This window comes from Mycolicibacterium sediminis, assembly GCF_010731735.1.
Lineage (GTDB): Bacteria > Actinomycetota > Actinomycetes > Mycobacteriales > Mycobacteriaceae > Mycobacterium > Mycobacterium sediminis.
Window position 1 is genome coordinate 1189738 of record NZ_AP022588.1, and the last position, 13659, is coordinate 1203396.

General features: G+C 65.7%; 16 protein-coding genes. 11 read left to right on the forward strand and 5 right to left on the reverse strand.

What is annotated here, in order from left to right:
* Positions 1–347: 347 nt before the first annotated feature.
* The 3 genes from G6N64_RS05855 (at position 348) to G6N64_RS05865 (ending at position 1299) form a co-directional block, all read left to right on the forward strand.
* A complete protein-coding gene (locus tag G6N64_RS05855) occupies positions 348–548 on the forward strand; it encodes a three-helix bundle dimerization domain-containing protein (protein WP_163796026.1) in 201 nt (66 codons plus the stop codon).
* 158 nt (positions 549–706) lie between these two features.
* Entirely contained in the window at positions 707–910 is a 204-nt protein-coding gene (locus G6N64_RS05860; RefSeq protein WP_163796027.1) for a hypothetical protein, read from the forward strand.
* 92 nt (positions 911–1002) lie between these two features.
* Positions 1003–1299, forward strand: coding sequence for a hypothetical protein (locus tag G6N64_RS05865; protein ID WP_163796028.1), 297 nt, complete (start codon positions 1003–1005; stop codon positions 1297–1299).
* A 20-nt stretch (positions 1300–1319) separates the two neighbouring features.
* Here the strand turns inward: G6N64_RS05865 and G6N64_RS05870 are convergent, their stop codons facing one another.
* On the reverse strand, positions 1320–3029 hold the full coding sequence (locus G6N64_RS05870; protein WP_163796029.1) for a phytoene desaturase family protein: 1710 nt from the start codon (positions 3027–3029) through the stop codon (positions 1320–1322).
* Between the two features lie 144 nt (positions 3030–3173).
* On the opposite strand from G6N64_RS05870, the gene G6N64_RS05875 reads away from it, so the two are divergent.
* From G6N64_RS05875 to G6N64_RS05885, 3 genes are all read left to right on the forward strand, one after another.
* Positions 3174–3773, forward strand: coding sequence for a TetR/AcrR family transcriptional regulator (locus G6N64_RS05875; protein ID WP_163796030.1), 600 nt, complete (start codon positions 3174–3176; stop codon positions 3771–3773).
* Positions 3774–3953: 180 nt separating this feature from the next.
* The gene (locus tag G6N64_RS05880; protein ID WP_163796031.1) at positions 3954–4598 is read left to right on the forward strand and encodes a CYTH domain-containing protein; all 645 of its coding nucleotides are present in this window, start codon (positions 3954–3956) and stop codon (positions 4596–4598) included.
* A gap of 384 nt (positions 4599–4982) precedes the next feature.
* The gene (locus G6N64_RS05885; RefSeq protein WP_163801467.1) at positions 4983–6074 is read left to right on the forward strand and encodes a fatty acid desaturase family protein; all 1092 of its coding nucleotides are present in this window, start codon (positions 4983–4985) and stop codon (positions 6072–6074) included.
* 82 nt (positions 6075–6156) lie between these two features.
* Here the strand turns inward: G6N64_RS05885 and G6N64_RS05890 are convergent, their stop codons facing one another.
* Entirely contained in the window at positions 6157–6984 is an 828-nt protein-coding gene (locus tag G6N64_RS05890) for a MerR family transcriptional regulator (RefSeq protein ID WP_163801468.1), read from the reverse strand.
* Between the two features lie 139 nt (positions 6985–7123).
* Between G6N64_RS05890 and G6N64_RS05895 the strand changes: the two genes are divergently transcribed.
* From G6N64_RS05895 to G6N64_RS05910, 4 genes are all read left to right on the forward strand, one after another.
* Complete coding sequence (locus G6N64_RS05895; RefSeq protein WP_246230974.1) at positions 7124–7480, forward strand: nuclear transport factor 2 family protein; 357 nt, start codon at positions 7124–7126, stop codon at positions 7478–7480.
* Complete coding sequence (locus tag G6N64_RS05900) at positions 7477–8316, forward strand: SDR family NAD(P)-dependent oxidoreductase (protein ID WP_163796032.1); 840 nt, start codon at positions 7477–7479, stop codon at positions 8314–8316. The genes G6N64_RS05895 and G6N64_RS05900 overlap by 4 nt, the downstream gene beginning before the upstream one ends.
* Positions 8317–8553: 237 nt before the next feature.
* Positions 8554–9546: a YdcF family protein gene (locus G6N64_RS05905; protein ID WP_163796033.1), complete on the forward strand. Its 993-nt coding sequence runs from the start codon at positions 8554–8556 to the stop codon at positions 9544–9546.
* Positions 9547–9627: 81 nt separating this feature from the next.
* Complete coding sequence (locus G6N64_RS05910) at positions 9628–10575, forward strand: alpha/beta fold hydrolase (protein ID WP_163796034.1); 948 nt, start codon at positions 9628–9630, stop codon at positions 10573–10575.
* A 171-nt stretch (positions 10576–10746) separates the two neighbouring features.
* On the opposite strand, the gene G6N64_RS05915 is transcribed toward G6N64_RS05910, so the two are convergent.
* The gene (locus G6N64_RS05915) at positions 10747–11214 is read right to left on the reverse strand and encodes a hypothetical protein (protein WP_163796035.1); all 468 of its coding nucleotides are present in this window, start codon (positions 11212–11214) and stop codon (positions 10747–10749) included.
* A gap of 481 nt (positions 11215–11695) precedes the next feature.
* Here G6N64_RS05915 and G6N64_RS05920 point away from each other — a divergent pair, with 481 nt between their 5' ends.
* The gene (locus tag G6N64_RS05920; protein WP_163796036.1) at positions 11696–12106 is read left to right on the forward strand and encodes a PAS domain-containing protein; all 411 of its coding nucleotides are present in this window, start codon (positions 11696–11698) and stop codon (positions 12104–12106) included.
* A 40-nt stretch (positions 12107–12146) separates the two neighbouring features.
* Here G6N64_RS05920 and G6N64_RS05925 read toward each other — a convergent pair whose 3' ends face one another.
* On the reverse strand, positions 12147–12584 hold the full coding sequence (locus G6N64_RS05925; RefSeq protein ID WP_163796037.1) for a VOC family protein: 438 nt from the start codon (positions 12582–12584) through the stop codon (positions 12147–12149).
* 370 nt (positions 12585–12954) lie between these two features.
* A complete protein-coding gene (locus tag G6N64_RS05930) occupies positions 12955–13656 on the reverse strand; it encodes a DUF899 family protein (protein ID WP_163796038.1) in 702 nt (233 codons plus the stop codon).
* Positions 13657–13659: the final 3 nt, after the last annotated feature.

The window sequence follows — 13659 nt, forward strand, 5'->3', positions numbered from 1 at the left end:
GCGACGCTCGGGCAGGGTCTCGGGGAAGCGTCGATGAATGCCGTCGATCAGGCGGTGCACTTCATACAGTTCGCGGCGCAGACCTGACACGTTCCTCTGGTCCCGGGTCTGGCCGTGCGTGGACGCCCGCGGGTAGCGCCGCTCGAAGAGTTCGAGCTTGTGGCTGATGGTGTCGACTTGCTCGTGAAGGGCTTCCAGGAGAACGCGCGCCTAGAGTACGCCGGAGTCGTCGGCCATGTGGGAATGGCCTCACCAAAGCCCAATGATCGCCATCCACCTGCAGATTCGACCACCGCGGACGCACCGCTCAGTTGCCGTTTGAACGTTTCAAGCGGAAGGTGGTCTTCATGGCTGATTTGAGCGAACAGACGGCACTGGCGCAGGTGGAAGAACGCCTGGTGAGTATCTATGCCGCGTTGCCGCGCAGCACTGTCGAGGACGCGGTGCACGACGCGCGAGCGGCGTTCGACGGCAGACCGATCCGTGACTTCGTGCCCCTACTCGTCGAGCGGCGAGCACGCGCTCTGCTGAGCACGCCACGCCTCTGAACCCATGCGACTGCGATGGCGCCATCCGATGATCGCGCAGGGCTGATACCGGCTAGCAGGCATCAGGATGTGGGTGGCAACACTGACGACTTCGAAGCGTCGGCTCGCAAGACTCTTGTTACGCCCCAACCGAGGCGGACCGTTTCAAGGAGCCCCCCATGATGTCAGTCAAGATCCTCGCCCCACTGGCCGCTGCCGCAGCACTCGCCGGAGCCGTCGCATTCGCACCCATCGCCGGCGCGAGCCCCGATCCGCTGCTGCCCTACGGTCCCGATCCGCAGGTGCCCACCTCGATTGGCATTCACGTCGACAATCAGGACGAGACCAACACCACCAACGGGCACGTCGACCTTCCGTTCTGAGACGTGCCGATGACGGATGAACGAGTCTGCGTCACCGCCGGCGCCGACGACCGTCACTTCCGAGCACAGCGGATGCGCCGGAGGATGGTTCGGTGAAGGTTCCCGATCAGGACGACTTGGCGTGGGATCTGCTCGACGTCGTGCGAACGGGCATCGACGCCACGACCATGCATCGTGTGTCGATCACGCTCGTCAACCGGGACTATCCCACGGTCCTTGAACTCCTCCTTACTGCAGCCGTCGAGTCGGGCGCTGCCATGACCATCGACGTGCGCACGCGTCTCGACGAATGGGCCCGGTTCTATCCGGTTCATCCCGAGGCCGAGCGGCTTCACGAGTTGATCGCCATGGTGCGCGGGCACCACGGTGCCGCCGTGCATGCCCAGTAGGTGAGCGACACAGCCCTGCATCAGACGTCGTGCAGCGCCCGCGTAGTGCTGAACGGATCGAAGTCGGCGTCCCAGATGGGAAGCGCCGAACCGTCCGCGATCTGCCGACCGCCTCGGATCTCGGCGAGCAGGTCGCGTCCCACGATCGTGCCGGCCGCATGCACACCGCTGATCATCGATCCGACCGTGCCGGGACCCCATGCGGTACTGGTGCCGACGGTGAACAGCCCGGGTATCGGAGTCGTGTCGCCCGGCCGTCGGGGTCCGCTCTGCGACAGCTTGGTCTGAAGCCCGAACGGAGCGCCTCCGGTGTTGTTGACGAAACGGGTTTGTGTTGCAGGCGTGCCCAATTCACCGAGCTTGACCTTGGACGACGACCCGGGGAACGCCTGTTCCATCCGCTCGAGCATGCCGTCGACGATGATCTTCTTGACGTCCCGGTAGCGCTGGTCGCCGCTGTACTCGCCCGAGGCGACGTCATAGCCCTCGAACCCCCACAGCCGCGGATCGGCCGGGGTGATGGTCTGAACCTCGATCGTGGCGTGTCCTGCCGGGGCCGCACGATGATTGGACGGGTCGCGCCGCGAGGACGACTGCACGAACATGGGCTGTCGTTGGGCCATCTCGCGCGCCCACGCCTCACCGGAGTCGTACCCGCTGCCGCCCATCACCGTCTTGCCGAAGCCCGCCAACGAGCGGTAGGAATGCGCGGCGCTCCAGTCGGGGATGGCGAAGTAGTTGCTGTTCGGCCGATCGGCGAGGTCGATCTCGACGCCGAAGAAGCCGTTGATGAGCGGTTGGGACATCGTCCACTTCTGCACGCGCTTCTGGAAGCATTTCGGAAGATGCTGCAGCCCAACGAGTTCGGTATAGGTCTTGATGATGTCAGCGTCGGAGACCACCGTGCTCGAGGTCAGAGTCTCACCGTCGGCCAATAGCACTCCCGTCACCTTGCCGTCCTCGAGGACGATCTTCAGCACCTCGGCGTTGGTGCGGATGGACCCGCCGTGAGCGGTCACCACCGCGGCGAACCCGGCTGCCAGCATCTGTCCGCCACCCTTCGGGTAGTAGGAGCCCCGCCCCACGTAGTCCTGGAAGAACGCGCCCATGGCGGCGGTGGGCAGGACCATGGGACTGCACGCCAGCGCGCCGGTCTGCGCAGAGAGGACGTACGCCGCCCGCGCCGAGAGTCCGCATGCCGCCAGGGTTGCCGCGTACGGCAACGCCATGAAGGGTGCCGCCCTGCCCGCCCGCGCGGCCCACCGCGCCATGCCAAGGGCTGTGTCCATGTCCGTGCGGTCGTGTGCTTCACCGATGCGGCGCATGATGCCGTGGAACCGGCGCACTGCCCGCTTCTCGTCGGCAAAGGTCTCGAGCAGATTGGCGAGATAGGCGTCCCACCCGAACGGAGTCGCGAGTTCGAGTCCGGGGCCGATGATGCGGTCGAAACCGTCGTGATCCATGGGCAGCCAGGTGATCCGGTCGTCGATACCGACCCCGTGCATCATCGCGGTGACGATGCCATCGGGTCCGCAGTCGCCGACGTAGTGCACCCCGCAGTCGAACCCCCATTGCCCGCGACGTGCGAAGACGTGCGACGAGCCGCCGAGCGTCGTGTACCTCTCCAGAAGCAGGACGCTGCGACCCGCGGCGGCAAGGTAGGCCGCGGCGGCCAGTCCGCCGAGGCCGGAGCCGATGACGATCGCGTCCCATGTCTTCCGTGCGTCCATTGACGTTCCTCCACGTTCGGTGAGTGCATGCACGACGTCGACTAGACCGATCGATCTAACGATGCGGCCACGGTACTATCCCAATTGGTCTAGTCGCAAGGGCGGTCTGGACCGACGTGGTCGGCGTAGGCAAGGGAGTGTTCGGTGGGCGCGCGAGACAGGCTGTTGGGCACGGCAATAGAGCTGTTACGGCGCCAGGGCGTGGCGGGAACGGGGGTGGCGGAGATCGTCGAGCGCGGACACACCGCACGCCGCTCGCTGTACCTGAACTTTCCCGGCGGCAAGGCGCAGTTGATGGCGGAGGCTACGCACGTGGCGGGCAGTTTCATCGACCACCAGATCGCATCGTTCGTCGCCCTCCCCACGGCCCGAGAAGCGCTCGCGGCATTCGTCGTCGAGTGGAAGAAGGTCGTCGGCGACAGCGACTACGCCGCAGGCTGTCCCATCGCCGCGGCGGGGTTGTCGCGCAGCACGGAACCGGCGGTTGCCGATGTCGCCGGAGACGCCTTCGCTCAGTGGCAGCACACACTCGCCGACTCGCTACGGCGCCATGGCGCCGACGACGCGGTAGCGCCGGTGCTCGCGAACATGGTGCTCGCCGCCGTCGAGGGAGCCGTCCTCGTGTGCATCGCCCGAAAGTCCCTCACCCCACTGGACGACGTCGAATCACAACTCGCCATACTCCTCGACCATCACTTGACCATCGGCCAGCTCGAGGTGAACCCGGCCCCGCGAGGTCGATGACTGTAATCGGTGGGGCATCGGGGCGTTGGCCTCGGCCGATGACCTGCCACGTTCTCCCGCGAAGGCGTGGCGTTCGACCTGTTGAGCCAGGACCGGGTTCGCCGCCGCTGTTTGCCGTCATGACGGCGCAAACCGCTCGACCTGCCGGCCATTGATGTATACGGGGGCTAACGTCGAAAGGTGTCTGAGTCCAACTCCGGTGATTTCGAGTTCGAGCGAAAGTTCTACGTCCGCGAGATGCCCGCCGTCACCGCGCTCGATCCGCGGCCCGCGCTGATCGTGCAGGCCTATCTGTTCGCCGCAGACGGCTATGCGGTTCGCGTCCGCTTGCAGGGACCCGCTCCCCTCGAACTCGATGCTGCACTAGCGGATCTCGTCGACGCACTGGGCCGGGTGGACGGCGACGCGATTGGCACCATGACCGCCAAGGGGCCCGCCGTCGGCGGCACACGCTACGAAGCCGAACGTGAACTCGACCCGATGGTTGCCGGCCAGATCGTCTCCCGCGCCGAGCATGTCGTCGTCAAGATCAGGTACTCGGCGTGGCTGGGTGAGGACGGCTGGATCGTCGATAGGTTCCTGGGCCGCAATGCGCCGCTGCTACTGGCCGAGGTCGAGCGCAATTCCCCGGTGGTCGATCTCACCATTCCCGACTTCTGCGCCACCGAGGTGTCCGAGGATGACCGCTTCCGCAACGAGTACTTGGCCCACCACCCGTTCGGCGAGTGGGCCGATGGCTACCGCGACGAGATGCAGGAGGTTGGGCCACGGTTCGTCGAGACCCTCGGCCGTAACGAAGTGGAGGGCTCCGAGAAGAGGTCGTGATGCTCACTGACCGCAAGTGCCCTCAACCGAATCTGGCGTGCCTGATCGGAGGCGACGCAGTGCTGCAGTGTCCAGGTGGCAGCGTTGCCGACGTGCACCAGTCGACGTGAGTAGTCCGTAACCAGCACGGGCCGTGGCGCCTGATTCTGAACGACTTCTCAGCATGTCCCGAGGGCGGCAGCTCCGGGTGACCGACCGGTGTTGATGCTGGTCGTTGCCGACTTTGAGTCCAGCTCGAGGACCAGCAAGGCGCGTCGGCCCTCGCCATCTCGCTTGCCCGAAGAGCCTCGATCACTCGCCGTTCAGACTCAGCCTCTACGCTCGACCTGACGTTCATGGTGGATTGCGCAGCTTTTCATCCCGCACTCACCAGAGGAAACTCCGATCGCGATTGCCGATGTCCCCACCTACCTGCATCTGAGCACCGCGGACGTCGACGAGATCGCTGACGAACTCAACGCGATTCGCCAAGACGTCGAGGACTCGCTCGGGACGAAGGACGCGGCGTACATCCGGCGGGTCATCCATTTCCAGCGCGCGCTCGACGTCGCCGCGCGGTTGATGATCGCCGGTAGCCGGTCGAAGAAGGGTTGGCTCCTCGGCACGTGCGCACTGGCGTACTCGAAGTCCATCGAGAACATGGAACTCGGTCACAACATCTCCCACGGCCAGTGGGACTGGATGAACGACCCCGAGATTCACTCCAGCACCTGGGAGTGGGACATGGTCGGGCATTCCGCGCAGTGGCGTTACTCGCACAATTACCGGCATCACGTCTTCAGCAATGTGCTCGGCATGGACGAGGACATCGGTTACCGCTTACTGCGGGTAACCCCCGACCAGCCGTGGCGCCCGTGGTACCTGGTGACTCCGCTGCGAAACCTGCTGCTGGCAGCGACGTTCGAATGGGGCATTGCCCTGCACGGGCTTCACTCGGAGCGTCTTCGGTTGGACTCGTCGAACTCTGTTGCGGTCGAGAAGCGGAAGTTCTTCGGCAAGGCCACTCGTCAGTTGGCCAAGGACTACGTGGTCTTGCCCGCGCTGAGCACGAGTCGGTGGCGGCGGACCTTGGCGGCCAACGTGGCGGCGAATACGTTACGGAACCTGTGGGTGTACGTGAACATCATCTGTGGACACGTCCCCGGCGGCGCCGAGACGTTCGATCCGGCGGTGGTCCAGGATGAGACCCCGGGCGAGTGGTATCTCCGGCAGATGTTGGGAACGGCCAACTTCGAAGTCAGCCCGCTGCTCGCGAGGTCAGGCGGTCACCTGTGCTACCAGATCGAGCACCACCTGTTCCCTGATCTGCCCAGCATCCGCCTTCCGCAGATCAGCGTCCGCGTGCGGGAACTGTGCGAGAAGTTCGACCTGCCATACAACTCGGCTTCGCTTCCGCGCCAGTTGTTCCGGACGCAGCGGATCATCCACGGTTTGGCGATTCCGGACTGGCTCTCGTCCGCCGGTCGCCGCAGGTAGCCTTTGTCACCGCAGTCCATGGAGACCGTATCGACCACTGCGGGCCGATGCCCGACACCCAACTCTTCTCGCGTGGGGTCGTCTATCGGGTCGGCGCGGTCGTGCTGAAGATCGGCCAGCAGATCTCCGTTGCGGTGAACCGGGCCGGATCTGTGGGAGTGCCGCCGAGGTAGTGCTCCCGGATGGGCCCCTGGCTGCTGATCAGGTGCTCGTTCACGTAGATGCCGAGGGCCGCGTAACTGCGGTCGATGCCGTCGTGACCGCCCGGGTGGGTGAGCACCGCGAATTCGGCCCGGGGTAAGACCTCGGCGTGGACACCCTCGGGGGGATCTGCGGAAGGTGGTGCTTCGACGAACATCGTTGCGCTGCCGCGTTGTTCGAGGAACAGCGCGCGGTCGTAGAGTCCGCCCGGCACCACCGCCGTCGGCTCCCCCGCTGCCCTGGCGACGGCCCCGTGCAGTGTCCGCAGTGATGCCGCAAACCAGTCGTCGATCCCCGAGGTGTCGATGGTGGCGCTGACGGACCACACGGCGAGCGCCGGTTCGTGGCGCGGCGTGACGTCGGTGGGACTACGCACCGGCGAGAGCAGTTCGCGCAGCGCACCCACGGTGTCACGGGTCTGCTGCAGCTGAGCCTCCATCTGTTCGAGATGAGTGGTGATGATGTCGGTGCGGGCTCCGGCGTCGTCGGTGCTCAGTAGCGCCTTGATGTCGGGAATGGACATGCCCAGCGATCGGAACCGGCGAATGAAGTGGGCGTGATCGACCTGGCTGGTGTCGTAGAAGCGGTAGCCGGTGTACGGATCGATGTGGGCGGGTTCGAGAATGCCGATGTCGTGGTAGTGGCGTAGCGCCTTCCTACTCAGACTGGTCATCACTGCGAAGTCTCCGATCGAGACCTGTGCGCCCATGGCGTCCTCCTCTGCGTGTGCGTCGCCGACGTGATGGAACACGGTCATTCTCAAGCCTCCCCCTGGGGGAGGGTCAACATCATGACGGAGTCGGACCGGGGGTTGACCTTCCCCTTGGGGGAAGATCCAACGTTGGGTCATGACCAACACCACTGACTGGGATGCACTCCCACAGACCGTAAGAACGTTCATGACTGCTATAGATGCCCATGAGGCGGATCGGGCGCTGGCCACACTCAGCACCGACGCGGTGGTGACCGATGAAGGCCACGACTTCACGGGACACGACGAGATCGGGTCCTGGGTGGCCACCGCGGCCGCCGAGTTCACCTACACCGCCGAGTTCACCGGTGCGACGGTGCTCGAACGACAGACCGGTACGACTGTCGACGTTCGACAGCACCTCGAGGGCGACTTCCCGGGCGGGGTCGCCGACCTGCACTACCGCTTCACACTGAACGGCGCTCTGATCAGCCGGGTGGTGATCGAACCATGAGCAAGAGGTGGTTCATCACCGGAGGCACCCCCGGCAACTTCGGGATGGCGTTCGCCGAGGCGGCACTCGAGGCCGGCGACCGGGTGGTACTCACGTCCCGGCGTCCGCAGGAGCTGGCGACGTGGGCCGACCAGTACGGCGACCGCGTTCTCGTCGTGCAGCTGGAACTCACCGACGCGGCGCAGGTGCAGCGTGCGGTGCATGCCGCCGAGGAGCACTTCGGCGGTATCGACGTTCTGGTCAACAACGCCGGCCGCGGTTGGTACGGATCGATCGAAGGAATGGACGAGTCCTCGTTGCGGGGGATGTTCGAGCTGAACTTCTTCTCAGTGCTGTCAGTGACGCGTGCCGTGCTGCCGGGGATGCGCGCCCGCGGGAACGGGTGGATCGTCAATGTGTCCTCGGTCGCCGGGCTCGTATCAGCGCCCGGCTTCGGCTACTACAGTGCGACGAAGTTCGCCATCGAAGCCATCACCGATGCGTTGCGCGACGAGGTCGCAGCACAGGGCATCTCCGTCATGACGGTCGAACCAGGAGCGTTCCGCACGAACGCCTACGCCGGCTTCGCCAACGAGCCCATCGAGGAGCCGATCTCGGAGTATCACGGCATGCTGGAGCAGGTCCGCGCTGCCTTCGTCGAGATGGACGGCGTGCAACCCGGCGATCCGCACCGTGGTGCCCGTGCGGTGATCGCGGCGATGGCCCAGGATCCGGCCCCACGCCGGCTGGTTCTGGGCAATGGAGGCTACGACGCCGTCATCGATACGCTGGAGCAATCTCTTGCCGACATCCGAGGGAATGAAACACTCTCTCGTAGCTCGGATTTCCCGACCTGATCATCCTGGCCGAGGCGGGCCCTGAACGGCGTCGCGTGAAGACATGGCCTATGTCGTCGATTGAGGTGCGGGCAGTACGGTGGTTCTCACAGCCGATCGCCAGGGAGACGTCGCTTCATGAGCCACTCACGCACGCGCCGCGCGCTCACCATTCCCGTCGCCATCGCCCTCGCTCTCGGCGGTGGGGCCTGCGCCAACGATCGCACCGACCCCCCGACATCCTCGACGTCGGAGACGATGTCGGCGGGCGGTGGGAGCACGTACGAACGGGTCGAGAAACTGCTGGACGAGGCGGAGGAGGCGTTCGAATCGCCGGCAAGAGCGTCGTCGGCCGGCAACACCGACAAGACGGCCGACAACATGCAGGTCGTCGCCGACCGCTTGATGCAGGCACACGAGCTTGCTCCCTACCGGAACGACCTCCTCTTCAGTGCCGCGTCCGCGCAGATCGCCCGCAAGGACGTCGGCGCCGCAGTCGAGCTCTACAAGAGCGCGCTCACCACGGCACCCAATGACGTTGACGCTCAATCGTATCTGGCCGGCTGGTCCCGCCATCTCGGTCGCCAAGCCGACGCCGCCAATTACATCGATCGGCTCCGCACGCTGGACCCTGCACGCGCCCAGGAGTTGAACGCCATGTTCGCGACGATCGATCAGAAGGTCTCGACCCCATTGACCGACGCCCTGCCGGCGCTACCGGAGCCGGGGCTCGCCATCGTCACGCTGGGCTACGCGCTGCGGGAAGACGGGTCGATGGACGACATCCTGATCGATCGCCTCCAGCTGACGAAGGCTGCGGCACAACGCTGGCCGGACGCACCCATCGTCGTCACCGGCGGCGTCGAGCAATCGGGGCGAACCGAAGGTGAATCGATGAAGGAATGGCTCATCGACAATGGCGTCGCGGCCGATCGCATTCTCGACGAGAACTTCGCGCGCTCCACGGTCGAGAACGCCGCCTACGGTGTCGAAGTCCTGGCCAGAGTGCGAGCGACACACGCGCTGATCATCAGTTCGGCCAGTCACATCCGTCGCGCGTTGACGGTGTTCCAACTCGCCGCCGCAGAAACGCTGGGTAGGGATTTCGTGTTCGCCGGCACCGGAAGTGCAGACAAGCCGCTCGCCGAACTCGCCACCGCAGCTCCCGACGAGCTTCTCTCGATCTACCGCGACGCGTTCAGCTCGATAGGCATGTGGAGCTACCGCAGTGCTCCGCTGCTTCGGCAGTAGCCATCCGCGCGTTCCCACGTGATCAGGAGCCCGCTGCACGCTGCTAGGGTCGCCGCGTGCCACTTGACCTGATCGTCGGCCATGACAGAACGAAAGCCTGACCGAGCCTCGGAGTCGGCCCCGGTGGGGGCGATACCCCCACTCGATGTCGTCGGCTCCGAGATCCTTCCTCCGGTCGCCGACGACGTCCGCAGGCGTTTCCGCATTCTCGAACGGCTCGCACCCAGCGTCGGCTCTCGATGGGCGGTGGAGTTGTGGTGCACACCGCCCGTCATGGAATCGGCTCTGCGGCTGCCGCCAGGTGTCGCGCCGGGGAAGCCGCTCGAGGCGTACTGGGATGGGCACCGGGTCGTCGGCGAGGAATGGGGCGAGGGACCGCCGGTCTACCTGGTCCACGGCTGGGGCGGCCGGCGTCCGCATCTTGCGATGTTCATCAAGCCACTGGTCGCAGCCGGGTACCGCGTAATCGCGTTCGACCTGCCCAGCCACAACGAATCCGACCACGGCGCGCTCGCGCCGGGGCGGACCACGTCGGTCGAGTGCGCTGCGGCGATCACAGCCGTCATCGAGGCACACGGGTCGGCCCATGCGGTGGTGGCCCATTCGCTCGGCGGAAATGCCACGGTGTGCGCGGCGGCCGAAGGCGCCGCTGTCGGCCGATTGGTTCTGCTCTCGCCGATGGGCGACTTCCCGCTATATCTGGACTTGTTCGCGGCGCGGCACGGCTTCGGACGCCGTATTCGGGCCGGGCTGCAGCGCCGCCTCGAGAAGCGGATCGGTATGCCGCTCCACGAGACGAACATGGAGCACGTCGGCCGCCTCGCCGGCTACCCGCCGCTGCTCGTCATTCACGATCCGGACGACCCCGATGCGCCGTACGCGGCCAGCCAGCGACTCGCAGCGGCGTGGCCGGGCGCGCGACTGCTGACGACGAAGGGACTCGGGCGGTTGGCTCACTATCGGATCCTCCGCCACCGACCCGCGATCACTGCCGGTGTCGAGTTCATCGGTGCGCCGACGACGACCTGACTCGAGTAGTGGCCGCGCAACGAGCATCTGGCCCATCACCCGTTCGGCGACTGGGCCGACACATATCGTGGCGAGCTGTCCCGAAGCAGGCCCCGATTCGTCGACAAACTGGGCATCAACGGGGTTGAAGGCAGCCAGCCGAGGCCGTGACTGTCGTGCGCCTGATCGGTGCTACTGCGTGGGCAACGGGTCGTTGACGGCAGCCGGGCACGCAAGCTTCAAGGCGTGGCCTGTCGACATCGAGTTCTGCAACCCACCGACGAAGTCTTGGTCCGGGAAGCTCTTCGGTGGACTGCTAGAGCTTCCGCTGCTGACTCGATCGAGGTCATCTGCGAGTGTCGTGACCGTCGACCGCAATGCCGGGTCCTGGATTGCCTCCGCTTCGCCTCGGACTGATCGGGCCGCGGCGACGACGTCGGGAAGCAGGTTGGTGTCACCTGCCTCGGCCATGCCGAGCTGTATACGAGGCAGCACAGCCATCCAGTGCCGCAACGCCTGGTCGACGTGTACGCAGTCTCCGCTGACCCGTGGCGGCTCGCTGCGGTACGCCAATACGACCATCGGGACGGCGATGACAAGAAACACGGGCAGTCCGATGAGAAACGTGATCTTCGCCCTCGACCAGTCCCGAATCGCCACCGGTGCAGCCTATGGCATTGCAGGACAGCGGAAGTGCGTTGACTGCAGCGCCCCCCTGCGTGCCCTCGGGTCGATCTGCGGCGTACGGCTCACTCGAGCACCAGCGCTCGGTCGTAGGGCACCCACGCCTTCCTCGGCCACTGCGCACGAATGTTCGCCTCTTTCACGTCGCCCAACCCTTGGCCGAAGCCGGTCGGGACGTCACGCAGGTGTCAGCTCCACGATGGTCGCTCCGCGGGCATCGACTGTCGAGCGGGTCGCCTCCACGGAAGCCGCCGCTTCTCTCCGCACTCCGCAGATGCCAGAGATACGAACGCGGCGCGCTCGCGCAGGGTGCCTCGCCGCCCGTTGCCTGCACGGCCCGGAGGGTCTCCGACCATCCCGGTAAACCAGTAAGCGCGGTACGGTGAACATAGCCAATTAACGAATGGCTCGATAACCGTCGCATCACTCGCACGAAGCAACGATCGAGGAAGCTGGGGTGGGGCACGTGCACGATCGCCGCCAACTGGACCAACCCACCGACCTCGAAGGACTGCTCGATCACCTCCCAGCGCGGGTGCTGCTCGATCGCATGCCCGGTGCGGTGATGGGGATCGCCCCCGATGCGGTGGTGGCATACGCCAACCCAGCCTTGGTTTCGCTTTTCGGATATGCGGACGGCGCGATGATCGGCCTCGACCTCTCGGCGCTGCTGGCTGGTCACGCGGAGGCGACGCCTGCTGACTGCATGAGACTGCTGGAAGCGGCCAAGGACGGCGACGTCGTCGACTGGCATCACGTCGAGGGCTACTCCGTGCACACGGCAGTGTCCGCGCCACTGCTGCTTCGGGCCACGGATCCCTTCTTGATGCTCTACATCACGGACGTGACCGAGCTGCGCTGGCGCTGAACACCCGCTACGGCGCGTCAACCTCGTCGCCGGGCCGAGGTCAGTTCTTCGTCAATTCCTCGGCGAGCATCACGATGATTCCGCTGGGACCGCGCACGTAGGTGAGCTTGTACGCGTCCCCGTAGGTCGCGACGCCGCGGAGCGGATGGCAGCCGTGCCTCGCGGCCGTCTCCAGTGCTGAGTCGATGTCATCGACCGAGAAGGCGACGCGGTGCATGCCAATCTCGTTGGGAGCGGTGGGCGTCGTCTCGATCGCGGAAGGATGGATGTACTCGAAGAGTTCGAGACGGCCGTGGCCATCTGGTGTCTGAAGCATTGCGATGTTGGCGTGGTTGCCATCCAGTCCGACGGCGGTCTCGGTCCACTCACCCGAGACGGTGTCACGGCCGATGACGGTGAGACCGAGGTCGGTGAAGAATGCGATCGCTGCGTCGAGGTCGCGAACCGCGATGCCGACATTCTCTAGCTTGATGGGCATGCGTCGCATGGTAGCGAGCAGGGCGAGGAGAGGTCGGCCTCGATGTAGCACTGCAAGATTGGTCCACGAAGGCGATGCGAAAGCGGCTGCGCCGGGGCCAGCGACATTCGCTCCGGGCGCGGCTGTGGGTGAGGACCCCGATCGCTCCGCGCCGCGGTGAGTCCTCCGGCTCCGGCCCGGCTCGAACGGGCAGCCACCCTCACCGTGCGCGGTAGGTCGCACCCTTACCGGGTAGATACGACTTGGGCGGAGTCGACGGCGACGGTAATCGGGCGGCGCCAAACCGTGCAACGGATTTCCGACGCAATGAGCTGGCACGTGCCAAATCCCCACGATCCGCTGTCTCGACGCAACCTTCTTCGGAGTGCTGTCAGCGGCGGGCCGACGGCGCCGGTTCGTCGAACTCGTCGTGGCGGCGCATCCAGAAAGACATCGGCGCCTGGGGCCAACCCTCCGGCACCTCCTCTCCCTCAATCTGACCACCGTAGGGCGTGAGCGAGGCCAGGCTGGTCACGCTGCCGATGTGGCTCACCATCGTGCCGTGCTGGAGGAAGTAGGTGCGGTAGACGTCGTCGCCGTCGCGCAGGAACACGTTGAGCGCGAACCACTCCGTCGCACCGAAGTCGGAAGTGAAGGAGTCCGACCCGATCGTGTACCAGGGCAGGTCGGTCCAGCCCATCCGCTCGGCATACGCCTGCAGGTTCGGCTGCGGCGCGGGCGAGACCATCGAGAAGGTGATGTCGCGAGCGTGCAGGAGGCGCAAATCCGCGACACCGTCGGCCCAGGACGAGCATCCGACACAGCCCGCATCGGGCCAGCCGCTGACTCCCTCCTCGAAGAAGAAACGGTAGAGGATCAGTTGGCTGCGGCCCTCGAACAACTCCAGGAGGGAGACCACCCCGTCGGGCCCATCGAAGCGGTAGTCGCGCTCGACGCGCACCATCGGCATCCGCTTACGCGCCGCGACGAGCTTGTCGATCTCGGCGGCCACCGCTTCCTCGCGTCGGCCGAGGTCGGCCAGACGGTCCTCCCACTCGCTCGCGGTGACGATGGGCGGTTTCGCGACGCTCACGCG

Coding starts and splice junctions, on each gene's coding strand:
- G6N64_RS05905 (WP_163796033.1), top strand. CDS start 8,554: ATGTCGGCGGGCGGTGGGAGCACGTACGAACGGGTCGAGAAACTGCTG.
- G6N64_RS05870 (WP_163796029.1), bottom strand. CDS start 3,029: ATGGACGCACGGAAGACATGGGACGCGATCGTCATCGGCTCCGGCCTC.
- G6N64_RS05860 (WP_163796027.1), top strand. CDS start 707: ATGATGTCAGTCAAGATCCTCGCCCCACTGGCCGCTGCCGCAGCACTC.
- G6N64_RS05925 (WP_163796037.1), bottom strand. CDS start 12,584: ATGCCCATCAAGCTAGAGAATGTCGGCATCGCGGTTCGCGACCTCGAC.
- G6N64_RS05855 (WP_163796026.1), top strand. CDS start 348: ATGGCTGATTTGAGCGAACAGACGGCACTGGCGCAGGTGGAAGAACGC.
- G6N64_RS05895 (WP_246230974.1), top strand. CDS start 7,124: ATGACCAACACCACTGACTGGGATGCACTCCCACAGACCGTAAGAACG.
- G6N64_RS05900 (WP_163796032.1), top strand. CDS start 7,477: ATGAGCAAGAGGTGGTTCATCACCGGAGGCACCCCCGGCAACTTCGGG.
- G6N64_RS05910 (WP_163796034.1), top strand. CDS start 9,628: ATGACAGAACGAAAGCCTGACCGAGCCTCGGAGTCGGCCCCGGTGGGG.
- G6N64_RS05890 (WP_163801468.1), bottom strand. CDS start 6,984: ATGGGCGCACAGGTCTCGATCGGAGACTTCGCAGTGATGACCAGTCTG.